The sequence below is a fragment of the Streptomyces sp. H39-C1 genome (assembly GCF_027158125.1).
Classification (GTDB): domain Bacteria; phylum Actinomycetota; class Actinomycetes; order Streptomycetales; family Streptomycetaceae; genus Actinacidiphila; species Actinacidiphila fildesensis.
The window spans coordinates 1-26786 of sequence record NZ_JAPVLS010000111.1; the positions used below are offsets into that span (position 1 = coordinate 1).

At 72.6% G+C, this 26786-nt stretch carries 5 protein-coding genes; all 5 read right to left on the bottom strand.

Annotation, left to right across the window (positions count from 1 at the left end; translation table 11 throughout):
• The coding region (locus O3W51_RS41690) for a type I polyketide synthase (RefSeq protein WP_269288967.1) at nucleotides 1-8170 on the bottom strand (8170 nt) is incomplete at its 3' end.
• A gap of 23 nt (nucleotides 8171-8193) precedes the next feature.
• Nucleotides 8194-23805, bottom strand: a complete 15612-nt coding sequence (locus O3W51_RS41695) for a type I polyketide synthase (protein ID WP_269288970.1) — start codon at nucleotides 23803-23805, stop codon at nucleotides 8194-8196.
• 250 nt (nucleotides 23806-24055) lie between these two features.
• The gene (locus O3W51_RS41700) at nucleotides 24056-24304 is read right to left on the bottom strand and encodes a phosphopantetheine-binding protein (protein WP_138350835.1); all 249 of its coding nucleotides are present in this window, start codon (nucleotides 24302-24304) and stop codon (nucleotides 24056-24058) included.
• Nucleotides 24305-24327: 23 nt separating this feature from the next.
• Complete coding sequence (locus tag O3W51_RS41705) at nucleotides 24328-25356, bottom strand: methyltransferase (protein WP_187145012.1); 1029 nt, start codon at nucleotides 25354-25356, stop codon at nucleotides 24328-24330.
• 92 nt (nucleotides 25357-25448) lie between these two features.
• The coding region (locus O3W51_RS41710; protein WP_269288972.1) for a non-ribosomal peptide synthetase at nucleotides 25449-26786 on the bottom strand (1338 nt) is incomplete at its 5' end.

The window sequence follows — 26786 nt, forward strand, 5'->3', positions numbered from 1 at the left end:
AGACCATGACCGCCCACAGGGCGGGCTGGACCACGTCGACGCGCTCCAGGGACGCGGCGCCCTCGACACCGCGCAGCACGTCCAGCAGCGACCAGTCGGTGAACTCGTCGGCAGCGGCCGCGCAGGCCTCCAGGCGGGCCTTGAACACCGGGGAGGTCTCCAGGAGTTCGGCGGCCATGCCGATCCACTGCGAGCCCTGGCCGGGGAAGACGAAGACCGTCTTGCCGGGGGCGCCCGCGAGGCCCTCCTCGACCCCGGCGGCGGGAACGCCGTCGGCGATGTCCTTGAGGGTCTGGATCAGCGTCGGACCGTCCGCGCCCACGAGCACCGCGCGGTGCTCGAAGGGCGTGCGGGTGGTGGCCAGCGCGTGCCCGATGCTGCCGAGCGCGGTGGCACCGAGCTCGGGCGTGCCCGCCAGGTGGGCGTGCAGCTTGCGGGCCTGGGCGCGCAGCGCGATCTCGCTGCGGCCGGTGAGCAGCCACGGCACGGGCGCGGTGTCGGTGGCGGTGAACGGCGCGAGGGCGTCCGGCTCCTCGATGGCGGCGGCCGGCTCGACCGCCGGCGCCTCCTCCAGGATGACGTGCGCGTTGGTGCCGCTGAACCCGAAGGCGGAGACGCCCGCCCGGCGGGCGCCGGACCCGCCGCGCGGCCACGGCCGCGCCTCGGTGAGCAGCTCCACGTTCCCCGCGGACCAGTCGATGTGCGGGCTGGGCTCGCCGACGTGCAGCGTCGCCGGCAGTTCCTCGTGACCGAGCGCGGTGACCATCTTGATGACGCCCGCGATACCCGCGGCGGCCTGGGTGTGCCCGAGGTTGGACTTGACGGAGCCGAGCCACAGCGGCTGGTCGGCGGGCCGGTCCTGGCCGTAGGTCGCGATGAGCGCCTGCGCCTCGATCGGGTCGCCGAGCCGGGTGCCGGTGCCGTGCGCCTCGACCGCGTCGATGTCGGCGGCGGCCAGTCCCGCGCTCGCCAGCGCCTGCCGGATGACCCGCTGCTGGGAGGGGCCGTTGGGTGCGGTGAGCCCGTTGCTGGCGCCGTCCTGGTTCAGGGCGCTGGCGCGGACCACGGCGAGGATCTCGTGCCCGTTGCGCTGCGCGTCGGAGAGCCGCTCGACGAGGATCATGCCGACGCCCTCGGCCCAGCCGGTGCCGTCCGCCGTGGACGCGAACGCCTTGCAGCGGCCGTCGGCGGCCAGTCCCCGCTGGCGGCTGAAGTCGACGAACGTGTCCGGGGTGGCCATGACGGTGACACCGCCGGCCAGCGCCAGCGTGCACTCGCCGCGCTGCAGGGCCTGGATCGCCAGGTGCAGGGCGACCAGGGACGAGGAGCAGGCCGTGTCGACGGTGATCGCCGGCCCCTCCAGACCGAGCACGTACGAGACACGCCCCGACAGCACCCCGGCGGACGTCCCGGTCCCGAGGAAGCCGTCGACGCCCTCGGGCAGTTCGCCGAGCCGGGTGCCGTAGTCGTGGTAGATCACACCGGCGAAGACACCGGTCGAGCTGCCGCGCAGCGTGGCCGGGTCGATCCCGGCCCGCTCCAGCGCCTCCCACGAGGTCTCCAGCAGCAGCCGCTGCTGCGGGTCCATGGCGAGGGCCTCACGCGGGCTGATGCCGAAGAAGGGGGCGTCGAAGTCGGTGGCGTCGTACAGGAACGCGCCCTGGTCGGTGTACGTGGTGCCGGGGCGTTCGCCCGTGGGGTCGTAGAGCGACTCGATGTCCCAGCCGCGGTCGTCGGGCAGCCCGGCCATCGCGTCGGTGCGGGTGGCGAGCAGCTGCCACAGGTCCTCCGGGGAGCGCACCCCGCCGGGGAACCGGCAGCCCATGCCGACGATCGCGATGGGCTCGTCACCGGAGACCGTCGTGCTCGCCACCGGTCCCGCACCGCTCGCCGCCAGCTCGCCGACGAGCTCGGTGCGCAGGAACGTGGCCAGCACGTCCGGCGCCGGGTAGTCGAAGACGAGGGTGGCGGGCAGCCGCAGACCGGCCGCGGAACCGAGCCGGTTGCGGAACTCCACACCGGTCAGCGAGTCGAACCCGAGGTCCTTGAACGCCCGGGACGGGTCGATGGCCTCGGCGCCGGAGTGGCCGAGAACGGCCGCGACGTTGCTGCGCACCAGGTCGAGCAGGAACTCCTCCTGCTCGGCGAGGGTCATCGCGGCCAGCCGCGGACCGAGCTCCAGCGCGGCCCCGGCGGTGGCGGCACGGGCGGTACGGCGGGCCGGAGCCCGCACCAACGCCCGCAGCAGCGGCGGCACTTCGTCGGGCGCCGCGGTCGCCGGCAGTTCCAGGTGCATCGGGACGAGGGCGTGGGCGGCGAGGCCGACGGCCGTGTCGTACAGCGCCAGTCCCTCGGCGCTGCTGAGCGCCGCCGCCCCGGAGCGCGCCAGCCGCTCGCGGTCGGCCGCCTCCAGGACGTCGGCCATGCCGCCGCCCTCGGATGCCCAGGCGCCCCAGCCCAGCGACAGCGCGGGCAGGCCCGCGCCGCGCCGGTGCGCGGCGAGCGCGTCCAGGTAGGCGTTGGCGGCCGCGTAGTTGCCCTGGCCGGGGTTGCCGAACGTGCCGGCCGCCGAGGAGAACAGCACGAACGCGGCAAGGTCCAGGCCGCGGGTCAGCTCGTGCAGGTGACGGGCGGCGTCGGCCTTCGGGCCGAAGACCCGGTCGACGCGCTCGGGGGTCAGCGACGCGAGGATGCCGTCGTCGAGCAGGCCCGCCGCGTGCAGCACGGCCGTCAGGGGGTGCGCCGCCGGTATCGCGGCGAGCGTGGCGGCCAGCGCCTCACGGTCCGCGGCGTCGCAGGCGGCGAACGTGACGCTCGCGCCCAACTCTTGGAGTTCAGCGGAGAGTTCGGTGGCCCCGGGCGCCTTGAGACCGCGCCGACTGGTGAGCAGCAGGTGGCGTACGCCGTACTCGGTGACCAGGTGGCGGGCCAGCAGCCCGCCGAGCGCGCCGGTGGCGCCGGTGATCAGCACCGTGCCCTCGGGGGCGAGCGGCGCGGGCACCGTCAGGACCAGCTTGCCGGTGTGGCGGGCCTGCCCGATGTGGCGGAACGCCTCGGGCGCCTGCCGTACGTCCCAGGCGGTGACGGGCAGAGGGAGCAGCGCGCCGCTGTTGAAGAGTTCCAGGAGAGCGGCGTACATCTCCTGGATCCGCTCGGGACCCGCGTCCATGACGTCGAACGCCTGGTACGCGACGCCCGGGTGGTCGGCGGCGACCGTGTCCGCGTCCCGGATGTCCGTCTTGCCCATCTCGACGAACCGCCCGCCACGCGGCAGCAGCCGCAGCGACGCGTCCACGAACTCGCGGGCGAGGGAGTCCAGGACGACGTCCATGCCGCGGCCGCCGGTCGCGCCGAGGAAGCTCGGCTCGAAGTCCAGGGTGCGGGAGGACGCGATCCGGTCGTCGGTCAGACCGAGGCCGCGCAGCGTCCCCCACTTGCCGGTGCCGGCCGTGCCGTACACCTCGGCGCCCAGGTGGCGGGCGAGCTGCACCGCGGCGATACCGACACCGCCGGCGGCGGCGTGGATGAGGATCCTCTCGCCGGACTTCAGCCCGGCCAGATCGTTGAGCGCGTAGTACGCCGTCAGGTAGACCACCGGTGCGGCGGCCGCCTCGGCGAAGGTCCAGCCGATCGGCATCGGCGCGACGAGCCGGTGGTCGACGACCGCGAGCGGCCCGAACGCACCCGAGAACAGACCCATCACGCGGTCGCCGGGCGCGAACCCGCTGACGCCGGGGCCGGTCTCCACGACCACACCGGCCGCCTCGAGACCGAGCCGGCCCGCGTCGCCCGGGTACATGCCGAGCACGTTCATCACATCGCGGAAGTTCAGGCCCGCGGCGCGGATCGCGACCCGGATCTGGCCTTCGGCGAGCGGCTCGGCCGCCTCGGGGAAGTCGGCGACGTAGATGCTGTCGAGGGTCCCGCTGGCGGTGAAGTCCAGCCGCCAGGGGGCCGTGTCGGGATGGGCCGGAGGAGTCGTCAGAGTGTCGGCCGGCGAGCTGCGGAGCAGGCGCGCGGTGTGCGCCTGCCCGCCGCGCAGCGCCAGCTGGGGCTCGTCCGCGGCGATCGCGGCGGCAATCGCCGGGACCAGGGCCGCGGCCGACGCCGGAGTGCCGTCGAGGTCCACGAGCACGATCCGGTCCGGGTACTCGGACTGTGCGGACCGCGCCAGGCCCCACACCGCGGCCGCACCGGGGTCGGCGACGGCGTCGCCGGGAGCGGCGGCCAGAGCACCGCTGGTGACGAGCACCAGCCGCGCGCCGGGCAGCTGATCGGCGTCCAGCCACTCCTGGAGCAGCGCCAGAGCACGGTGCACGGTGGTGCTGATGGAAGCGGAACCGGCGGTGGTGAACTGCGCGAGGGTCAGTTCGGCCTCGGCCGTCGCTTCCGTCAGGGTCTCCCCCGCCGCGGTGAGCGCGTCGGCCAGGCCGAACGTGTCGGCGCCGATCAGCGTCCAACTGCCGCCGGGGCTGGCCTCGTCGGCGACCTGGAGCGGAGTCCAGTCGATCCGGAACAGCGACTCGTGGTGGGCGGAGCCGCCGGCGGTCGCCGTCAGCTGATCCACCGCGAGGGCGCGCAGCACGAGCGAGCCCACGGACGCGACCGGTGCTCCGGCGGCGTCGGCCAGCTGGATTGCCACACCGCTGCCGGAGGCCGCGGGCGACACCCTGATCCGCAGCACACTCGCACCGGCCGCGTACAGGGCGACGTCCGACCAGGCGAAGGGGAGCTGCGGCGCGCTGCCGTCCTCGACGAAGTCGCCGAGGCTGATCGCGTGCAGCGTCGCGTCCAGCAGCGCCGGGTGCAGTCCGAACGCCTCGGTGTCCACGCCGGCGTCCTCGGGCAGCGACACCTCGGCGAAGACGTCGTCCCCGTGCCGCCAGGCGGCCCGCAGACCCTGGAAGAGCGGGCCGTACTCCAGGCCCGACGCCGCCAGGTCGTCGTAGAGGTGACCGGTGTCGATCGCGCTCGCGCCGGCCGGCGGCCACTGCGCGAAGTCGAACTCCGGGTCGGGAGCCAGCACCGACGCCGTCAGCAGGCCGTCGGCGTGGCAGGTCCAGGGAGCGTCGTCGGGCGCGTCCTCGGGCCGCGAGAAGACCGTGACGGGCCGCAGCCCGCCCGCGTCGGCCTCCCCCGCCTGCACGCGCAGCTGAACGGCACCCTGCTCGCCCAGCACCAGCGGCGCCTGGAGCGTCAGCTCCTCGACGGTGCCGCACCCGACCTCGTCGCCCGCCCGCACGGCGATCTCGACGAGAGCGGCTCCCGGGACGATGACCGTGCCGGAGACGGCGTGATCGGCCAGCCAGGGGTGGGTGTTGAGCGAGAGCCGCCCGGTGAACAGCACGCTGTCCGTGTCCGGCAGCGTGATCGCACCGCTGAGGAACGGGTGACCGCCGGAACGCAGCCCCAGCCCGGTCGCGTCACCGGTCGACGCCACCGTGCGCGGCCAGTACTGCCGGTGCTCGAAGGCGTAGGTGGGGAGGTCGACGGGAGTGTGCCCGGCGCCGAAGAAGGCCGGCCAGGAGACGGTGCCGCCGTGGGCATGGAGGCGGACGAGTGCCTCGGTGAGGAGCTGGGCTTCGTTGTGGTCGCGGCGGAGGGCGGGGATGAGGGTGGTGGTGTCGGTGGCGGATTCGATGGCCATCGCGGTGAGAACGGCGTCGGGGCCGAGCTCCAGGAACTTGGTGACGCCTTGGTCCTGGAGGGTGGTGACGGCGTCGGCGAAGCGGACGGCTTCGCGGACGTGGCGGACCCAGTAGGCGGGGTCGGTGAGTTCTTCGGTGGTGGCGGCCTGGCCGGTGAGCGTCGAGACGATCGGGATGGACGGTGCGGTGTAGGTGAGCCCTGCTGCGATGGTGCCGAATTCGGCGAGCATCGGCTCCATGTGGAGGGAGTGGAAGGCGTGGCTGACGGTGAGGCGCTTGGTCTTCCGTCCGATGCCATCGAAGTGCGCGATCACGGCGGCCACGGCGTCTTCGTCACCCGAGACGACGATGGAGGTGGGCCCGTTGACGGCCGCGATCCCCACCCTCTCGGTGAGCTGCGGCAGGACCTCGGCCTCGGTGGCCTGGATCGCCGCCATCGCACCACCGGCGGGAAGTTGCTGCATCAGACGGCCACGAGCCGCAACGAGCAGCGCCGCGTCCTCCAGCGACCACACCCCTGCCACATACGCGGCGGCCAGCTCACCAATGGAGTGACCCGCCAGCACCTGCGGCCGGACCCCGAAGGACTCCAGCAGCCGGAAGAGCGCGACCTCCAGCGCGAACAGAGCCGGCTGCGTAAAGCCCGTCTCGTTCAGCCGGCTGTCCGCCTCGGCAAACAGAACGTCCTTGAGCGGCAGTTCAAGGTGCGCGTCGAGCGCCGCACACACCGCGTCCAGCGCCTCCGCGAACACCGGGAAGGCGGCGTAGAGCTCGCGTCCCATACCGGCCCGCTGGCTGCCCTGCCCGGTGAAGAGGAACGCCGTGCGGCCTCCGTGAGCGGAGCCCTGTACGAGGCCGGGGGCATTGCCGCCCTCGGCCAGCGCCGTCAGTCCGGCGATCAGACCGTCGCGGTCGGCGGCGACGACGCCCGCCCGGTGGGAGAACACCGCACGGGTCGTGGCCAGGGAGTATCCGACAGCGGCCGGGTCGAATCCGTGCTCGGCGTCGGCGAGCAGGTGATCCCGCAGGCGGGCGGCCTGGGCCTGGACGGCCTCCGGCGTCTTGCCGGACAGCGTCCACGGCACCACCGGCAGCTCGGCGACGGGAGCGGCTTCCTCGGCCTGCGCCTCTGCGGGGGCTTCTTCCACGATGACGTGGGCGTTCGTTCCGCTGATGCCGAAGGAAGAGATGCCCGCGCGGCGAGTCCGCTCCCCGGCCGGCCACGGCTGCGCCTCCGTCAGCAGCTCGACGTCACCGGCACTCCAGTCGACATGCGAACTGGGAGCGTCAACGCCCAGCGTGCGCGGCAGTTCCTCGTGCCGCATCGCCAGCACCATCTTGATGATGCCAGCAACACCGGCGGCGGCCTGCGTGTGACCGAGGTTCGACTTCACCGAACCCAGCCACAGCGGCCGGCCCTCCGGGCGGTCCTGCCCGTACGTCGCCAGCAGCGCCTGGGCCTCGATCGGGTCGCCGAGCTTGGTGCCGGTGCCGTGCGCCTCGACGGCGTCGACCTGGTCGGCCGAGAGCCGGGCGCCGGCCAGGGCCTGCCGGATGACGCGCTGCTGCGAGGGGCCGTTGGGGGCCGTGAGTCCGTTGCTCGCGCCGTCCTGGTTGACGGCGCTGCCGCGCACGAGCGCGAGTACGCGGTGGCCGTTGCGCTTGGCGTCGCTGAGCTTCTCCAGGAGCAGCATGCCGACGCCCTCGCCCCAGCCGGTGCCGTCCGCGGCCTCGGCGAAGGGCTTGCAGCGGCCGTCGGGGGCGAGGCCGCGCTGGCGGCTGAAGTCGACAAAGGTGTCGGGGGTGGCCATGACGGTGACGCCGCCGGCGAGCGCGAGCGAGCACTCGCCGGTGCGCAGCGCCTGAGCCGCCAGGTGCACGGTGACCAGGGACGACGAGCAAGCGGTGTCGACGGTGACGGCCGGGCCCTCCAGCCCGAAGGCGTACGAGACCCGCCCGGAGGCGAGGCTGCCGCCGACGCCCAGGAAGCCTTCGACGTCATCGGCGGCGTGTTCGAGGACATCGCTGTAGTCGCCGTACATGACCCCCGCGAAAACACCGGTCGCGCTGCCGCGCACCGAGGCCGGGTCGATGCCCGCGCGCTCGAACGCCTCCCACGACGACTCCAGCAGCAGCCGGTGCTGCGGGTCCATGGCCACCGCTTCACGCGGGCTGATCCCGAAGAAGCCGGGGTCGAAGTCCGCGGCACGGTCCAGGAAACCGCCATGCCGGGAGTACGTCTTGCCGACCGCGTCCGGGTCGGGGTCGTAGATCCCCTCGACGTCCCAGCCACGGTCCAGGGGGAACGACGACACCCCGTCGCCGCCCGCCGCGAGCAGCGCCCACAGCTCCTCGGGCGACGTGACCCCGCCCGGATACCGGCAGGCCATCCCCACAATCGCGATCGGCTCGTGGCCCGCGCCGGAGAGCTGGCGGTTCTGCTCGCGCAGTCGCTCCGTCTCCTTCAGCGACGCGCGCAGAGCCTCAACGATTCTCTCGTTCGATGCAGACGTTGCAGACACCTGAACCTCACCCATTCGCGTCATCAGAAGTCGGACCCTTCGAGCGCCTTCGAGATGAGGCTCTCGGCATCCATATCGTCGATCGATTCGCTCGCGTCCTCGGCCGTCGGGCCGTCGTCCTCCATCTGGAGGCCCGCGAGGTGCAGCAGTGTGTCCAGCAGTCCGGTCTCCCGGAGCCGGGCCAGTGGGATGGCGAGCAGCGAGGCGCGGACGGTCTCCTCGTACGCGGCGGTCCCCGGATCCGTGGTGGTGTCGGGGGCCGCTTCGCCGAGCAGGAAGTCGGCCAGCTCCCGCGGGGTCGGATAGTCGAAGACGAGCGTCGCCGGGAGCCGCACTCCGGCCGCCGCGCTCAGCTGGTTGCGGAACTCCACCGCGGTGAGCGAGTCGAAGCCGAACTCCTTGAACGGCTTGCCCAGCTCCACCTCCTGTGCCGCGGTGAAGCCGAGAACCGCGACGACCTGGCTGCGGACCAGCTCGACGACCACCGGGAGGCGCTCGTCGGACGGCAGCGCCGCCAGCCGCTGGGCCAGACCGGACGCCCCGGCGCCGGAGTCCCCCGCGGCGGCCGTGCGCCGGACCTTGCCGCGGACCAGGCCGCGGAAGAGACCCGGTGCCTCGCCGCCCGCGGAGCGCACCAGCGCGGGCACATCGAGCCCCGCGGGGACCAGCACCGCCCGGTCCGAGACCAGCGAGGCATCCAGCAGGGCCAGGCCCTGCTCCTCGCCCAGGGCCAGGACGCCCCCACGGGCCATCCGTTCCACCTCGGCCCCGGTGAGCTGCGAACCCATCCCGCCGGCTTCCGGCGCCCACAGACCCCAGGCGAGGGAGACCGCGGGAAGACCGTTGGCCCGGCGGTGGGTGGCCAGCGCGTCGAGATAGGCGTTGGCGGCGGCGTAAGCGCCCTGCCCCGCGCCGCCCAGTACCCCGGCCGCCGACGAGAACAGGACGAACGCGTCCAGGTCCGTCCCGGCCGTCAGCTCGTGCAGGTGGCGCGCCGCCTCGGCCTTCGGGGCGAGTACGGCGGCCAGCCGCTCGGGAGTGAGCGACCCGAGGACACCGTCGTCCACGATGCCGGCCGCGTGGATCACGGCGGTCAACGGGACCTCGTGCAGCAGTTCCGCGAGGGCGTCCCGGTCGGAGACGTCGCAGGCGGCGATGGTGACGGTGGCGCCGGCTTGGGTGAGTTCGGCCGCGAGTTCGGCTGCGCCGGGGGCGTTCTGTCCGCGCCTGCTGGTGAGCAGGAGGTCGCGGACGCCGTGTTCGGCGACCAGGTGGCGGGCGGTGAGCGCGCCCAGACCGCTCGTGCCGCCGGTGATCAGGACGGTGCCGTCCGTACGCCAAGGGGTCACCTCGGCGGACGGCGCCGTACGCACCAGGCGGGGGGCCAGAAAGGCCCCGGCGCGCAGTGCCAGTTCCGATTCGCCGGAGGAGGTGAGGGCGGTGGCCGGTATCTCCTCGACGTCGGTGTCGACGAGAACCAGACGATCCGGGTTCTCGGCCTGTGCCGCCCTGACGAGACCCTGAACGGCGGCCTGTGCGAGGTCGGTGACGTCCTCCCCCGGAAGCGCGGCGACCGCGCCCCGGGTGACGACGACGAGCCTGGCGTCGGAGTCGACGTTGGCCTCGTCGGCCAGCCACTGCTGCAGTCCGGCCAGGACAGTGGAGAGTGTCTCGGCTGCTCCGATCCCGGACGGCGCGCGCAGCAGACCCTCCTCGGGGATCACCTCGGTGGACGCACCGGCACCGGCCGGGTCCGCGACCTGCACCCAGTCCAGCCCGAACAGCGCGTCGCCGTGCCGCGTGACCGGCACCTGCTCGGCGAGCGGCCGCAGCGTCAGCGAACCGACCGACGCGACCGGTGAACCGGCGGCGTCCGCCAGTTGCAGCGTCACATCGCCCGGCCGGTCCGCTGGGGCGATCCGGACGCGCAGCGCCGTGGCACCGGTGGCGAAGAGGGCCACATCGTTCCAGGAGAAGGGAAGTTGGGCGCGCCCGTCGTCCTCGAAGAACCCGCCGAGACCGATGCCGTGCAGTGCCGAGTCGAGCAGTGCCGGGTGGAGCCCGAACCCGCTCGTCTCGGCGCCCTCGGCCAGCGAGACCTCCGTGAAGACCTCGTCCCCGCGCTTCCAGGCGGCCTCCAGCCCCTGGAAGAGCGGCCCGTACTCCAGGCCCAGCAGGGCCAGTTCGTCGTAAAGGCTTTCGACCGCCACGGCATCGGCCCCGGCCGGCGGCCACTGCACCAGATCGAAGCCCGCATCCGTGGCCGTCGAGGAGAGCACGCCTTCCGCGTGCTGCACCCACTGCTCCTCGTCCGAGCCCTCGACGCGCGAGAACACGCTCACCCGCCGTCGGCCGGAACCGTCGTCCGCATGTGTTCTGACCCGCAGTTGGGTCGCCGAAGTGGGAAGGACGACGAGGGGCGCGTAGAGCGTCAGCTCCTCCAACGTGCTGGTGTCCGTGTGGTCGCCGGTGTGGATGACGAGGTCGGCGAGCGCGGCACCGGGGACGATGATCGTGCCGTTGACGGCGTGATCCACGAGCCACGGGTGGGTGTGGAGCGCGAGCCGCCCGGTGAACAGCATTCCTTCCGAGTCCGGCAGCGCTATCGCCGCGCTGAGGAGCGGGTGCGTGGTCTCGCTCTGGCCGAAGCCCGAGGCTTTCCCACTGGGTGCGACGGTGTCGGCGAGCCAGTAGTGCTGGTGCTGGAAGGCGTAGGTGGGGAGATCGACGGGGGTGCGACCGGTGCCGAAGAGGGCCGGCCAGTCGACCGTGACGCCCCGGGTGTGCAGCCGCACCAGCGCCTCGGTGAACAGCTGGGCTTCGTCGTGGTCGCGGCGGAGGGCGGGGATGAGGGTGGTGGTGTCGGTGGCGGATTCGGCGGCCATCGCGGTGAGAACGGCGTCCGGGCCGAGCTCCAGGAAGGTGCTGACGCCCTGGTCCTGGAGGGTGGTGACGGCATCGGCGAAGCGGACGGCTTCGCGGACGTGGCGGACCCAGTAGGCGGGGTCGGTCAGCTCCTCGGTGGTGGCGGCCTGGGCGGTGAGGGTGGAGACGATGGGGATGGACGGTGCGGTGTAGGTGAGCCCTGCGGCGATGGTGCCGAACTCTTCGAGCATCGGCTCCATGTGGAGGGAGTGGAAGGCATGGCTGACGGTGAGGCGCTTGGTCTTCCGTCCGATGCCATCGAAGTGCGCGATCACGGCTGCCACAGCGTCTTCGTCACCGGAGACGACGACGGATGTCGGGCCGTTGACGGCCGCGATCCCCACCTTCTCGGTGAGTGTCGGCAGGACTTCGGCCTCGGTGGCCTGGATCGCCGCCATCGCACCACCGGTGGGAAGTTGTTGCATCAGCCGGCCACGAGCCGCGACCAACAGCGCCGCATCCTCCAGCGACCAGACCCCTGCCACATGGGCTGCCGCGAGCTCGCCGATGGAGTGACCCGCGAGAACCTGCGGCCGGACCCCGAAGGACTCCAGCAGCCGGAAGAGTGCGACCTCCAGGGCGAAGAGAGCCGGCTGCGTAAAGGCCGTCTCGTTCAACCGGCTGTCCGCCTCCGCGAAGAGAACATCCTTCAGCGGCCGTTCAAGGTGCGCATCGAGCGCCGCACACACCGCGTCCAGCGCCTCCGCGAACACCGGGAACGCCGCGTACAGCTCACGCCCCATCCCCGCCCGCTGACTGCCCTGTCCCGTGAACAGGAACGCCGTCCGGTTCGGTCCTGCGAAGCCGCGCACCACGCCTGGTGCGTTCCGTCCTTCCGCGAGGGCCGACAGCGCGGACAGCAGCCCGTCGCGGTCGGCGGCCACGAGGCCACCCCGGTGCGCGAACACCGCACGGGTCGTCGTCAGTGCGGATCCGACCGCCGCCGGGTCCAGGCCGGCATCGGCCAGGACGAGTTCGTGCAGGCGGGCGGCCTGGGCCTGGACGGCGTCCGGCGTCTTGCCGGACAGCACCCATGGCACCACCGGCAGCTCGGCCGAAGTGACAACCTCTGTCACGACCTCTGCGGGGGCCTCCTCCACGATCACGTGGGCGTTCGTCCCGCTGATGCCGAAGGAGGAGACACCCGCACGGCGCGGACGCTCCCGCACCGGCCACGGCTGCGCCTCCGTCAACAGCTCGACGGAACCCGCCGACCAGTCCACGTGCGAACTGGGAGCATCGACGCCCAGTGTGCGCGGCAGCTCCTCGTGCCGCATCGCCAGCACCATCTTGATGATGCCCGCGACACCGGCGGCAGCCTGCGTGTGCCCGAGGTTCGACTTCACCGAACCCAGCCACAGTGGCCGGCCGGCCTCCCGCTCCTGTCCGTAGGTGGCGATGAGCGCCTGTGCCTCGATCGGGTCGCCGAGGGTCGTGCCCGTTCCGTGCGCCTCCACCGCGTCGACCTGGTCGGCCGAGAGGTTGGCGCCGGCCAGGGCCTGGCGGATGACGCGCTGCTGGGACGGGCCGTTGGGGGCCGTCAGTCCGTTGCTCGCGCCGTCCTGGTTGACGGCGCTGCCCCGGACCAGGGCCAGCACGCGGTGGCCGTTGCGCCGCGCGTCGGACAGCCGCTCCAGGAGCAGCATGCCGACGCCCTCGCCCCAGCCCGTACCGTCGGCGGCCTCCGCGAACGGCTTGCAGCGGCCGTCGGGGGCGAGGCCCCGCTGCCGGCTGAAGCCGACGAAGGTCTCCGGGGTGGCCATGACCGTCACACCACCCGCGAGCGCCAGCGAGCACTCGCCGGAGCGCAGGGCCTGACCGGCCAGGTGCACCGTGACCAGGGACGACGAGCAGGCGGTGTCGACCGTGACGGCCGGGCCCTCCAGCCCGAAGGCGTACGCGACGCGACCCGAGGCGACGCTGCCGGAGCTGCCGGTCCCGAGATAGCCCTCCAGGTCGGCGGGATAGCTGTTGAGCCGGATGCCGTAGTCGTTGTACATGACGCCGGCGAACACCCCGGTGGAGCTGCCGCGTACCGTCGCCGGGTCGATGCCCGCGCGCTCGAACGCCTCCCAGGCGGACTCCAACAGGAGCCGGTGCTGGGGGTCGGTGGCCAGGGCCTCACGCGGGCTGATGCCGAAGAACGCCGGGTCGAAGTCCGCGGCCTGTTCCAGGAATCCGCCGTGCCGGGAGTACGTCTTGCCGATCGCGTCCGGGTCCGGGTCGTACAGACCGGCCACGTCCCAGCCCCGGTCGTCCGGGAACGGCGTCACGGCGTCGCCACCGGCGGCGAGCAGCGTCCACAGCTCCTCGGGCGAGGAGACCCCGCCGGGGAACCGGCACGCCATGCCGACGATCGCGATCGGTTCGTCGGCCATCGAGCCGGAACCGGTCACCAACTCGGTCGAGCCGGCCGCCGCTTCCCCTGCCGCGTCCTCGCCCAGCAGCTCCACCAGCAGGAACTCGGCCACGGCGGTCGGCGTCGGGTAGTCGAAGACGAGCGTCGCGGGCAGCCGCACCCCGGCCTCCGCGCCCAGCTGGTTGCGGAACTCGACTCCGGTGAGGGAGTCGACGCCCAGCTCGCTGAACAGGCTGTCGGCCGCGACGTCCTCCGGCCCGCCGAAGCCCAGCACGGTCGCGATCTGCCCACGCACGAGCCCGAGCAGCAGCTCGTGCCGCGCGGCCGGAGCCAGCGCCGTCAGGCGCTCCTCCAGCGACACGGGCCCGGTGCCCGCACCGGCGCCCGCCTGAACGGCCCGGCGGGCGGGAGCCTTGACGAGTCCGCGCAGGATCGCCGGCACCTCGCCGGGAGCGGCGGCCAGGGCCCTGAGGTCGAGCCGGATCGGCACCAGGTGCGCGTGCTCGCTGCGCTGCGCCGCGTCGAAGAGCGCCAGGCCCTCCGTCGCGTCGAGCGCGAGCACGCCCGCACGGGCCATCCGCTCCAGATCCGTCGAGGACAGCCCTGCGCCCATTCCGCCGGTTTCGGGTGCCCATAGGCCCCAGCCGAGGGAGGTGGCGGGGAGTCCTTGGGTGCGGCGGTGGGTGGCGAGGGCGTCGAGGTAGGCGTTGGCTGCGGCGTAGTTGCCCTGTCCGGTGCCGTCGAACGTGGCGGCAGCGGAGGAGAACAGCACGAACGCGTCGAGAGTGAGGTGCGCGGTCAGTTCGTGCAGGTGGCGGGCGGCGTCCGCCTTGGGTGCCAGGACCTCCGTCAGGTGCTGCGGGGTGAGCGCGGCGAACGTGGCGTCACGCAGCACACCGGCGGTGTGGATCACGGCGGTCAGGGTGACGCCGTCCAGGAGCGCTGCGAGCGCGTCCCGGTCCGAGACGTCGCACGCGGCGATCTTCACCGTCGCACCCAACGCGGTCAGTTCTGTGGTGAGTTCGGTGGCGCCGGGGGCGTCGGGGCCGCGGCGGCTGGTCAGCAGCAGGTCACGGATCCCGTACGCGGTGACCAGGTGGCGGGCCAGCAGGGCGCCCAGGCCACCGGTACCACCGGTGATCAGCACCGTGCCATCCGTACGCCACACCGCCGGGGCGACCTCAGCGGCCGGAGCAATGCGGGCCAGGCGCGGGACGAGGATCTCCCCGCCACGAAGCGCCAGCTCAGGCTCACCCGAGACCAGCACACCCTCCGGGATCTCGTCAGTGTCCGAGTCCAACAGGACAATGCGGTCAGGGTGCTCGGACTGCGCGGAACGGATCAGACCCCACACCGCCGCCTGACCCAGCTCCGCAACATCCTCACCCGGCAGAACAGCCACCGCACCCCGCGTCACCACCACCAAACGGCGGTCCGCATCGGCGGTCAACCAGTCCTGGGTGAAGGCGAGTACGGCGTCGAGCGTCTCGTTCGCCGTCGCTCCGGCCGGGCACCGGTACACCGTCGCGTCGCCCGTTCCGTCGGCCGAGGCCGCCGGCGCGGGGAGCGCGATCCAGTCCAGGTGGAAGAGCGAGTCGTGGGCGAGGCGCTCCGGGGTGGCGAAGTCATCGGCCGCGATCGGCCGCAGCGCGAGGGCGCCGACCGTCGCCACCGGTACGCCCTGGTCGTCGGCGAGCTGCAGCGCGTAGCCCGAGTCCGCGGGGGCGATCCGCACCCGCAGCGCGGTCGCACCGGTCGCGTACACCGCCACGTCGGACCAGGCGAACGGCAGCTCGGCCGCGCCGTTGTCCGTCTCCCGCAGGGCGATGCCGTGCAGAGCGGCGTCCAGCAGGGCGGGGTGGAGAGCGAAGGCGTCGGCCTCGGCTCCTTCGGTGCCTTCCGGCAGGACGACCTCGGTGTAGACGTTCTCACCGAGGCGCCAGGCGGCCTGCAGACCCTGGAAGAGCGGCCCGTACTCCAGTCCCAGCCCGGCCAGATCGGCGTAGAGGCTCTCCACCGCGACCGGCTCGCTGCCGGCGGGCGGCCACTGCGCCAAGTCGAACCCGGGCTCCGGAACGTCGGCGCTCAGCACGCCCTCGGCGTTCCGGACCCACTGCCGGTCGTCCGTCGTCTCCTCGGCGCGCGAGAACACGCTCACCGTCCGCCGGCCACGCGCGTCGGCCTCGCCGACCGTGACCCGCAGCTGTACGGCGCCCTGTCCGTCGAGCACCAACGGTGCCTGGAGCATCAGCTCCTCCAGCGCTCCGCAGCCCGTCTCGTCGCCCGCCCGCACGGCGATCTCGACGAGCGCCGCACCGGGCACGACCACGGTGCCGGAGACCGCGTGCTCCGCCAGCCACGGGTGCGACGACAGCGACAGCCGCCCGGTGAAGAGCACCCCGTCGGAGTCGGGAAGAGCGATGGCCGCTCCCAGCAGGGGGTGTTCCGCATCCGCGAGGCCGGCCGCCCGGACGTCTCCCGCCGTGACGGCGGCCCGCTCCGGCCAGTAGTGCTGGTGTTGGAAGGCGTAGGTGGGCAGGTCGAGCAGCGGGGTGGTCGCGCCGGTGCCGAAGAAGGCCCGCCAGTCGACCTCGACGCCACGCGTGTGCAGTGCGGCGACGGACGACACGAAGGTCTCGGCCTCGTCCTGCTCCCGACGCAGCGACGCGATCAGTGCGGTACCGGCCGCATCCGTGACGCTGTCCGCGCCCATCACCGTCAGAACGGCGTCGGGGCCCAGTTCCAGAAATGTGGTGACGCCCTGGCCCTCAAGGGTGGTGACGGCGTCGGCGAAGCGCACGGCCTCGCGCACGTGCCGGACCCAGTAGGCGGGGTCGGTGAGTTCTTCGGTGGTGGCGGGCTGTCCGGTCAGCGTCGAGACGATCGGGATCGAGGGCGCGTTGTACGTGAGCCCGGCCGCGATAGTGCCGAACTCCTCGAGCATCGGCTCCATGTGCAGGGAGTGAAAGGCGTGGCTGACGGTCAGCCTCTTGGTCTTCCGTCCCAGAGCGTCGAAGTGCGCGATGACCCCGGCGACAGCGTCCTCGTCACCGGAGACGACGATGGATGTCGGGCCGTTGACGGCCGCGATCCCCACCTTCTCCGTGAGCGTGGGCAGGACTTCGGCCTCCGTGGCCTGGATCGCTGCCATCGCACCGCCGGAGGGAAGCTGCTGCATCAACCGGCCACGAGCCGCAACCAGCAGCGCCGCATCCTCCAGCGACCACACCCCCGCGACATGCGCGGCGGCCAGCTCACCAATGGAGTGACCGGCCAGCACCTGAGGCCGGATCCCGAAGGACTCCAACAACCGGAACAACGCCACTTCCAGCGCGAACAGAGCAGGCTGCGTGAAGCCCGTCTCGTCCAACCGGTCATCGTCGGCGAAGAGAACATCCTTCAGCGGCAGTTCAAGGTGCGCGTCGAGTGCGGCACCCACCGCGTCCAGCGCCTCCGCGAACACCGGGAAGGCCGCGTAGAGCTCACGCCCCATCCCCGCCCGCTGGCTGCCCTGCCCCGTGAAGAGGAACGCCAGATCGCCGGCGCCGGCCACAGTCGTCTTGGCCTCACCGTCAACGACCGCGTCCAGAGCGTTCAGCAGGCCTTCACGGTCCGCCGCCACCACACCCGCACGTTGCGCGAAGCCCGCACGCGTGGTCGCCAGCGCCGAACCCACCGACACCGGATCCAGACCCGCATCGGCCAGCACGAACTCCCGCAACCGGGCCGCCTGAGCCTTCAACGCCTCCGGCGTCTTGCCCGACAGCACCCACGGCACCACCGGCAGCTCAACCGAAGCAACCGCATCCGTCACGACCTCGGCCGGAGCCTCTTCCACGATCACATGCGCGTTCGTCCCACTGATCCCGAACGACGACACACCCGCACGACGCGGACGCTCCCGCACCGGCCACGGCCGCGCCTCCGTCAACAACTCAACAGACCCCGCCGACCAGTCCACATGCGAGCTGGGAGCGTCGACGCCCAGCGTGCGCGGCAACTCCTGGTGCCGCATCGCCAGCACCATCTTGATGATGCCCGCGACACCGGCGGCAGCCTGCGTGTGACCGAGGTTCGACTTCACCGAACCCAGCCACAGCGGCTGACCGTCCGCCCGCTCCTGCCCGTACGTCGCCAGCAGCGCCTGCGCCTCGATCGGGTCGCCCAGGCGGGTGCCCGTGCCGTGCGCCTCGACGGCGTCGACGTCACTGGTCGTGAGCGAACCGGCGGCGAGGGCCTGCCGGATGACGCGCTGCTGGGACGGGCCGTTGGGGGCCGTGAGTCCGTTGCTCGCGCCGTCCTGGTTGATCGCGCTACTGCGCACGACCGCCAGCACCCGGTGGCCGTTGCGCTGCGCGTCGGAGAGCCGCTCCAGGAGCAGCATGCCGACGCCCTCACCCCAGCCGGTGCCGTCGGCGGCCTCGGCGAACGGCTTGCAGTAGCCGTCGGGGGCGAGGCCCCGCTGGCGGCTGAAGTCGACGAAGGTGTCCGGGGTCGCCATGACCGTCACGCCGCCCGCGAGGGCGAGCGAGCACTCGCCCGAGCGCAGCGCCTGGCCGGCCAGGTGGACGGCGACGAGCGAGGACGAGCAGGCGGTGTCCACGGTCACGGCCGGGCCTTCGAGGCCCAGGGTGTACGAGACACGGCCGGAGGCGATGCTGCCGCCGACGCCCATGAAGCCCTCGGTGTTGCGGTGGGCAGACTGCTCCAGCACCGAGGTGTAGTCGTGGTACATCACGCCGGCGAAGACGCCGGTGGAGCTGCCGCGTACGGTCGCCGGGTCGATGCCCGCGCGCTCGAACGCCTCCCACGACGACTCCAGCAACAGCCGGTGCTGCGGGTCCATCGCGAGTGCCTCGCGGGGGCTGATCCCGAAGAAGCCGGGGTCGAAGTCGGCCGCCCGGTCCAGGAATCCGCCGTGGCGCGAGTACGTCTTGCCGACCGCGTCCGGGTCGGGGTCGTAGATGCCTTCGACGTCCCAGCCACGGTCGACCGGGAACGACGACACCCCGTCGCCACCGCTCGCCAGCAGTGCCCACAGCTCCTCGGGCGAGGAGACCCCGCCGGGGAACCGGCAGGCCATCCCGACGATCGCGATCGGCTCGTCGAGCACGGATCCCGCCGCCGGGACCACCGCGGCCGTCACGTCGGCCGCGCTCGCGGCCTCCTCGCCCAGCAGCTCCACCAGCAGGAACTCGGCCACGGCGAGCGGCGTCGGGTAGTCGAAGACGAGCGTCGCGGGCAGCCGCACCTCGGCTTCGGCGCCGAGGCGGTTGCGGAACTCCACCGCCGTGAGCGAGTCGAAGCCGAACTCCTTGAACGGCTTGTCGCCGGCGACCTTCTGCACGCCGTCGTAACCGAGCACGGCGGCCACGTGGCGCCGGACGAGGTCGAGGAGCAGCCGGCGCCGTTCCACTCCGGTCAGTGCGCCGAGGCGCTCCGCCAGCCCGGCGGCGTCCGTGGCGGCCGATGCCGCCGCCTTGCGGGCGGTGGGGGCCGGACGCGTCAGACCGCGCAGGACGGCGGGGAGGGTGTTGAGCCGGGCCCGCTGCTCCAGGGCGCTCCTGCCGAAGGCGACGGGGAGCAGGTGGGCGTGGTTGTCGGCGAGCGCGGCGTCGAGCAGGGCCAGTCCCTGCTGCCGGCCGATCGCGAGGACGCCGGAGCGTTCCATCCGCTCCACGTCCGCCGTGGTCAGCTCGGCGCCCATGCCGCCGACCGCCGGGTCCCACAGGCCCCAGGCGAGCGAGAGCCCGGCCAGTCCCTGGCTCCGGCGGTGGACCGCCAGCGCGTCGAGGTAGGCGTTCGCGGCGGCGTAACCGCCCTGCCCTGAACCGTCGAACGTGCCGGCGGCGGACGAGAACAGGATGAACGCGTCGAGGTCGGCGTCGGCCGTCAGCTCGTGGAGGTGCCGGGCCGCGTCCGCCTTGGGGGCCAGGACGGCGGCCACCCGGTCGGCGGTGAGCGAGGTGATCATGCCGTCGTCGACCACGCCCGCCGCGTGCACGATCGCGGTGATCGACTCCTCGGCGAGCAGCTGGGCCAGCGCGGAACGGTCGGAGACGTCGCAGGCGGCGACGCTCACCGAAGCACCGGCCGTCTCCAGCTCGGCCACCAACTCGGTGGCGCCGGGGGCCTGGAGGCCGCGGCGGCTGGTCAGCACCAGGTTGCGGACTCCGTGCTCGGCGACCAGGTGGCGCGCGGTGAGCGCGCCCAGGCCGCCGGTTCCACCGGTGATCAGTACGGTGCCGTCGGCACGCCACGTCACTCCGCCGGTGGCGGGAACGGTGCGCGCCAGGCGCGGCACGAACAACTGGCCCTCCCGGAGCGCCAGTTCCGGCTCCCCCGAGACCGTGACAGCGTCCGGGATGTCGTCCGTGTCCGTGTCCGTGTCCGTGTCCGCCTCCGTGTCGAGGAGGACGATGCGGCCCGGGTGCTCCGTCTGTGCGGCCCTGACGAGGCCGTGGACGGCGGCCTGCGCGAGGTCCGTGATGTCCTCGCCGGGAAGGGCAGCGACCGCGCCCCGGGTGCGGACGACGAGGCGTGCGTCGGACGCCTCCTCGTCGGCCAGCCACTCCTGCAGCCGCGCCAGGACTCCGGTGACCGCCTCGGCGGGGTCGACCCCCGCAGGGACGTTCAGGATCTCCGCTGCCGCTGCCGCTGCCGCACCCGCGTCCTCGTGCGACGCCTGCTGCGGCAGCGGGCTCCACCGGATCTCGTACAGCTCACGGTCGTGCGCGCTCTGCAGCTCACCGGTGGCGACCGGGCGCAGTGCCAGCGAACCCACCGTGGCCACGGGAGCGCCCTGGGGGTCGGCCAGCCGCAGGGTGTAGCCGGAGGCCGCGGGGGTGATCCGCACCCGCAGGGCGGTCGCGCCCGCCGCGTGCAGAGCGACGTCGGACCAGGCGAACGGCAGCTCGGCCGCGCCGCCGTCCGGCTGCGCGAGCGCGATTCCGTGCAGGGCGGCGTCCAGCAGCGCGGGGTGGATGCCGAAGCCCGCGGCCTCGACCCCTTCCGGCAGGGCGACCTCGGCGAAGATCTCCTCGCCGTGCCGCCAGGCGGCCCGCACTCCCTGGAACGTCGTCCCGTACTCCAGGCCGCTCGCGGCCATCGCCGCGTACAGCCCGTCGACCGCTACGGCCTCGGCCCCGGTCGGCGGCCACTGCGCCAGGTCGAAACCGGCTGCGGCTGCGGTGTCATGGGGCGCGAGCAGACCGTCGGCGTGCCGCGTCCAGGCGCTCTCGGAGGCGTCCTCGATACGCGAGAACACCACCACCGTCCGCCGTCCGTCCCGACCGGGCTCACCGATCTGGACCCGCAGCTGAACGGTCCTGGTGCCGGGCACCACCAGCGGTGCGTGCAGCGTGAGTTCGTCCAGCACACCGCAGCCGGTCCCGTCGCCCGCGCGCACGGCGATCTCGACGAGCGCCGCCCCCGGCACGACGACCGTGCCCGCGACCACGTGCTCCGCCAGCCACGGGTGGGAGCCGAGCGACAGCCGGCCCGTGAACAGCAGCCCGTCCGACTCCGGCAGCACGACGGCCGCGCCGAGCAACGGGTGCCCCGCGTCCACGAGGCCGACGGCGGCCATGTCACCGGCGGCCGAGGCCGCCGGGGTGTCCAGCCAGTAACGGCTCGACCGGAAGGCGTAGGTGGGGAGGTCGACGAGCGCGCGACCGGTGCCGAAGAAGGCCGGCCAGGCGACGGGGACGCCCCGGGTGTGGAGGGTCGCGAGGGAGGTGACGAAGATCTGCGCTTCGTCGTGGTCGCGGCGCAGTGCCGGGACGAGGGTCGTGTTCTCCGTGGCGCTGTCGGCGCCCATGGCGGTCAGGACCGCGTCCGGGCCGAGCTCCAGGAAGGTGCTGACGCCCTGGTCCTGGAGCGTGGTGACGGCATCGGCGAAGCGCACGGCCTCGCGGACGTGCCGGACCCAGTACGCCGGGTCGGTCAGCTCCTGGTCGGTGGCGGCCTTGCCCGTCAGCGTCGAGACGATCGGGATCGAGGGCGCGTTGTACGTGAGCCCGGCCGCAACGGCACGGAACTCCTCGAGCATCGGCTCCATGTGGACGGAGTGGAAGGCGTGGCTGACGGTGAGGCGCTTGGTCTTCCGTCCGATGCCGTCGAAGTGCGCGATCACGGCGGCCACGGCGTCTTCATCACCGGAGACCACGATGGAGGTGGGCCCGTTGACGGCCGCGATCCCCACCCTGTCGGTGAGCTGCGGCAGGACTTCGGCCTCGGTGGCCTGGATCGCCGCCATCGCACCACCGGCGGGAAGTTGCTGCATCAGACGGCCACGAGCCGCAACGAGCAGCGCCGCGTCCTCCAGCGACCAGACCCCTGCGACGTGTGCGGCGGCCAGCTCGCCGATGGAGTGACCCGCCAGCACCTGCGGCCGGACCCCGAAGGACTCCAGCAGCCGGAACAGTGCGACCTCCAGCGCGAACAGAGCCGGCTGCGTAAAGCCCGTCTCGTTCAGCCGGCCGTCCGCCCCGGCAAACAGAACGTCCTTGAGCGGCAGTTCAAGGTGCGCATCGAGCGCCGCACACACCGCGTCCAGCGCCTCCGCGAACACCGGGAACGCGGCGTACAGCTGACGCCCCATCCCCGCCCGCTGACTGCCCTGCCCCGTGAAGAGGAACGCCGTCCGGCCGGAGCCGGCCAGGCCCTGCACCGCGCCGGGGGCGCTCCCGCCCTCGGCGAGTACCGCCAGTCCGGCCAGCAGACCATCACGGTCGGCGGCCACGACGCCGCCCCGGTGCGCGAACACCGCGCGGGTCGTCGCGAGTGCCGAACCGACCGCCGCCGGGTCGAGACCCGCGTCGGCCAGCACGAACTCCCGCAGGCGTGCCGCCTGCGCCCGCAGCGCCTCGGGCGACTTGCCCGACAGCATCCACGGCACCACCGGCAGCGCCGGGACCACGGGCGCCACGACGTCTTCAACAGCGGCCTCGGCCGGAGCCTCCTCCACGATCACGTGCGCGTTCGTCCCGCTGATGCCGAAGGACGAGACACCCGCACGGCGGGTCCGCTCCCCCGCCGGCCACGGCCGGGCCTCGGTCAGCAGCTCGACGGAGCCCGCCGTCCAGTCCACGTGCGAGCTCGGGGCGTCCACGTGCAGGGTGCGGGGCAGTTCCTCGTGCCCGAGGGCGAGCACCATCTTGATGATGCCGGCGACGCCCGCGGCGGCCTGCGTGTGGCCGAGGTTGGACTTGACCGAACCGAGCCACAGCGGACGGCCGTCCGCCCGCTCCTGTCCGTACGTCGCGAGGAGCGCCTGCGCCTCGATGGGGTCGCCGAGCCGGGTGCCGGTTCCGTGCGCCTCGACGGCGTCGATGTCCTCGGCCGAGAGCCGGGCGCCGGCCAGGGCCTGCCGGATGACGCGCTGCTGCGAGGGCCCGTTGGGGGCGGTGAGCTGGCTGCTGGCGCCGTCCTGGTTGACCGCGCTCCCCTTCACGACGGCCAGCACACGGTGACCGTTGCGGCGCGCGTCGGACAGTCGCTCCAGGACCAGGACGCCGACCCCTTCGCCCCAGCCCGTGCCGTCGGCCGCGTCGGCGAACGGCTTGCACCGGCCGTCCGCGGCGAGGCCGCGCTGCTGGCTGAAGTCGACAAAGGTGTCAGGGGTCGCCATGACCGTCACACCGCCCGCGAGGGCCAGCGAGCATTCGCCCTGGCGCAGCGCGGAGGCGGCCAGGTGAACGGTGACGAGGGAGGAGGAGCAGGCGGTGTCCACGGTCACGGCCGGGCCTTCGAGGCCCAGGGTGTACGAGACACGGCCGGACAGGACGCTGCCCGCGGTGCCGGTGCCGAGGAAGCCTTCGACGCCTTCGGGCACGACCGTGCGGTCGGTGCCGTACTCGTGGTACATGATGCCCGCGAAGACGCCGGTGGAGCTGCCGCGCATGGTCGCGGGGTCGATGCCGGCGCGTTCGAACGCTTCCCAGGACGCCTCCAGCAGCAGCCGCTGCTGGGGGTCGGTCGCCAGGGCCTCGCGCGGGCTGATGCCGAAGAACTCGGCGTCGAACTCGGTGGCGTCGTGGACGAAGCCGCCTTCGCGGGAGTACGTCTTGCCGGTGGCCTCGGTGTCCGGGTCGGGGTCGTAGATGCCCTCGACGTCCCAGCCGCGGTCCGACGGGAAGTCCGATATCGCGTCGCCGCCGGCGGCGAGCAGGTCCCACAGTTCCTCGGGATTGCGTACACCGCCGGGGAACCGGCAGGACATTCCGATGATGGCAATCGGTTCGCGCTGCTTGTCCTCCTCTTCACGGAGGCGCCGACGAGTCTCCCTCAGCTCGGCCGTAGCCCGCTTGAGGTAGTCGAGGAGCTTTTCTTCATTCGACTCTTTCGACACGTGGTCCACCTCATGAGGAAGAACTGGAACAGCCATTCGTTCCGGTCACGCTATTTCGGCCCTTCCGGACCAACCACCCCTGCCCACCCCTATCCGGCGATGGCGGTCAGGGGTGGGCAGGGGTGGACAGAGGGGCCGCCGCAAACGCCGCAGGGCACGGCATCCCGCCAAGGATGCCGTGCCCCCGATGTACTGTTCCAAGCCCTCTTCGCCGGCCAACCGGCCGGTCAACCAACCGGTCGGCCGACCGTCAGCCGACGGGGACCAGGAGACCCGACAGCGTTCCCCACAACGCGCCCGGCGTCTCGAACGTCTCCATGGCGAGCGCGTCGTCGGTGAACTTGACGTCGTACGCGTTCTCCAGCGCGATCAGCAGGTCGACGATGCCGAGGGAGTCGAGGCCGAATTCCCGAAGATCGAGCTCGGGGGTGAATTCGGCGTCCTCGGGCAGGAATGAGAGATGGGGCCTGACGATTTCTTCGAACTGGGCGTCCCACATACGAATGCTTCCTTTCTGTCCCGTCAGTCCCGGGCCAGGATCATTTCGACCACGCTGTGCTCCGTGGACAGGTGCTTGATCGAGCGGATTTCGAAGCCGGCGCCTTCCGCCTGCTTGCGCATGTCCGGCTCGGAGCGGATACGGGTGCCCTCCTCGCAGACGACCATCTGGAAGAGCGAGCGGATCGCGGACGCGTTGTCGTGGCCGAGCAGCGGCTCGATCACGAAGAGCACCGGCTCGGCCGCCAGGCCCTCGGAGTCCTCGACGGTGCGGACCATGGCCTTGCGCACGGTCTCCAGGATCTTGACGCTGCTGTCCGGGCTCCAGTTGTGGAGCACGTTCTTGAGGAAGTACGCGTCGCCGCCCGCCGGAACCTCCGCGAAGAAGTCCGACTCGACGAACGTCAGCCGGCGGATGAGGTCCTCGTCGCCGGTGGCGGCGAGTTCCTTGGTGCCGCGCTCGGCGACGTCGGCGCGGTCGGCGACGACGCCCTCGACGTCGGGGTGCGCGCCCAGGATGCCCTTGAGCAGGTGGCCGGTGCCGCCGCCGATGTCGACGACCTTGCGGATCCACGAGAAGTCGAAGTCACGGGCGAGCTCGGCGGCGGCCGGGCGGGTGATGTCCGCCATGGCCTTGTCGTAGATCTCGCCGGCGTCGGTGTCCTGGTCCATGTAGGCGTAGATGGAGCCGCCGTACTCGGACTGGGAGGCCGGCTTGCCGGTCTTGACGGTCGTCAGCAGGTCGCGCCAGACGTCGTAGTACATCTCGCCGCCGAGTACGCACCAGTAGCGCATCGACTGCGGGTGGTCGTCGCGCAGCGGCTGCGACGTCTCGGTGTGCTCGAACGTGCCGTCCTCGTTCTCCTTGAAGACGCCGACGATGCCGAGCACCCGCAGCAGGTACAGCACCCCGTCCGGGTCGGAGTCGGTGAGCTGCGCGAGCTCCGCGGGCGACTTGGGACCGTCCGCGAGGTGGTCGGCGATACCGAGCCGGGCGGCGACGCTGAGCGAGCGGGAGATCCACCCCATGCCCGCGAGTTGCAAGAGCGACATCGTGTTCATCCTCTACTGGTTGAAGACCGAAGGGCAGGAGGGACGTACGGGACCTGTGTGGTGGTACGGGACCTGTGTGGTGGTACGGGGACCTACGTGGTGGAGAGCGAGGGGACCGGAGCCGCGCCGTCGGAGTCCTCGGAGACGGCCGCGGCCAGCCGCAGCGCGGTGCGGTGGTCGACCACGTCCTGGAGGCTGAAGCGGACGCCGCTCCTGCGGGCCTTGTTGGCCACCTGGGCGGCTCCGAGGCTGGTGCCGCCGAGCGCGAAGAAGTCGTCGTCGACGCCGACCCTGGCCGCCCCGGAGTACTGGGCGAACAGCTCGCACAGCAGCGTCTGGACCTTGGTCCACGGGGCGCGGAACGCGGTCAGGGAGGCGAAGCGGGGTACCGGCAGGGAGCCGGCCTCCAGCTTGCCGTTGGCGTTCAGCGGGAGGGCGTCCAGGGTGAGGATCACGCTGGGGACCATGTATTCGGGCAGTGTCTCGGCGGCGTACGCGGACAGCCGGCCGACGTCGATGCCGCCCTTGGACGACGGCACCACGTAGGCGATCAGGTGGGCGCTGCCTGCGCCCTCCTGATGGACCGTCACCGCGGCCTGGCCGACCTCCAGCCGGCGCAGCAGCGCGGACTCGATCTCGCCCAGTTCGATGCGGAAGCCGCGGATCTTGACCTGGCCGTCGAACCGGCCGAGAAAGTCCAGGGTGCCGTCGGCCGAGCGGCGCACCCGGTCGCCGGTCCGGTACATCCGCGATCCGGGGGCGCCGAACGGGTCGGCGACGAAGCGTTCCGCGGTCAGTCCCGGCCGGTTGAGGTAGCCGCGGGCCAGCTGGCCGCCCGCGATGTACAGCTCGCCGGTCCTCCCCGCCGGGACGGGCCGCAGGGACCCGTCCAGGACGTGGAGTTCACTGGCGTGGGTGGGGCGTCCGATGGACACCGCGCCGGGCTGCAGCTCGTCGTCCGGCGCCAGGATGTGCACGCAGCAGCCGACGGTGGCCTCGGTCGGGCCGTACTCGTTGACGACGGTGACGCCCGGGTTGTCCTTGCGGAACGTCTCGACGGTCTCGGAGAGCAGCAGTTCACCACCCACCACCAGTTCCCCGGTGGGCGCGGACTCCGGCGGCAGCGTCGCGAGGAGCGCCATGTGCGACGGGGTGACCTTCAGGAACGTGGGCCGCTCGCGCACCTCCTCCAGCGGGCCGACCTGGACGCGGCCGCCGGAGATCAGCGGCGCGTACAGGGTCGTGACGGTCATGTCGAAGGCCACGGAGGAGTGCAGCAGGGCCCGGCCCGCCGCGCTGGGGTAGGTGGCGCGGGCGTAGTCGAGGTAGGCGGCCAGCGGGCGGTGCGTGACGACGTCGCCCTTGGGCCGGCCGGTCGATCCCGAGGTGTAGATGACGTACGCCGGGTTGTCCGGGCGCAGCGGCGCGGT

What these genes read in the sequence shown, in the direction of transcription:
- O3W51_RS41700 (WP_138350835.1), bottom strand. Translation starts at nt 24,304, where the DNA reads ATGTGGGACGCCCAGTTCGAAGAAATCGTCAGGCCCCATCTCTCATTC.
- O3W51_RS41705 (WP_187145012.1), bottom strand. Translation starts at nt 25,356, where the DNA reads ATGTCGCTCTTGCAACTCGCGGGCATGGGGTGGATCTCCCGCTCGCTC.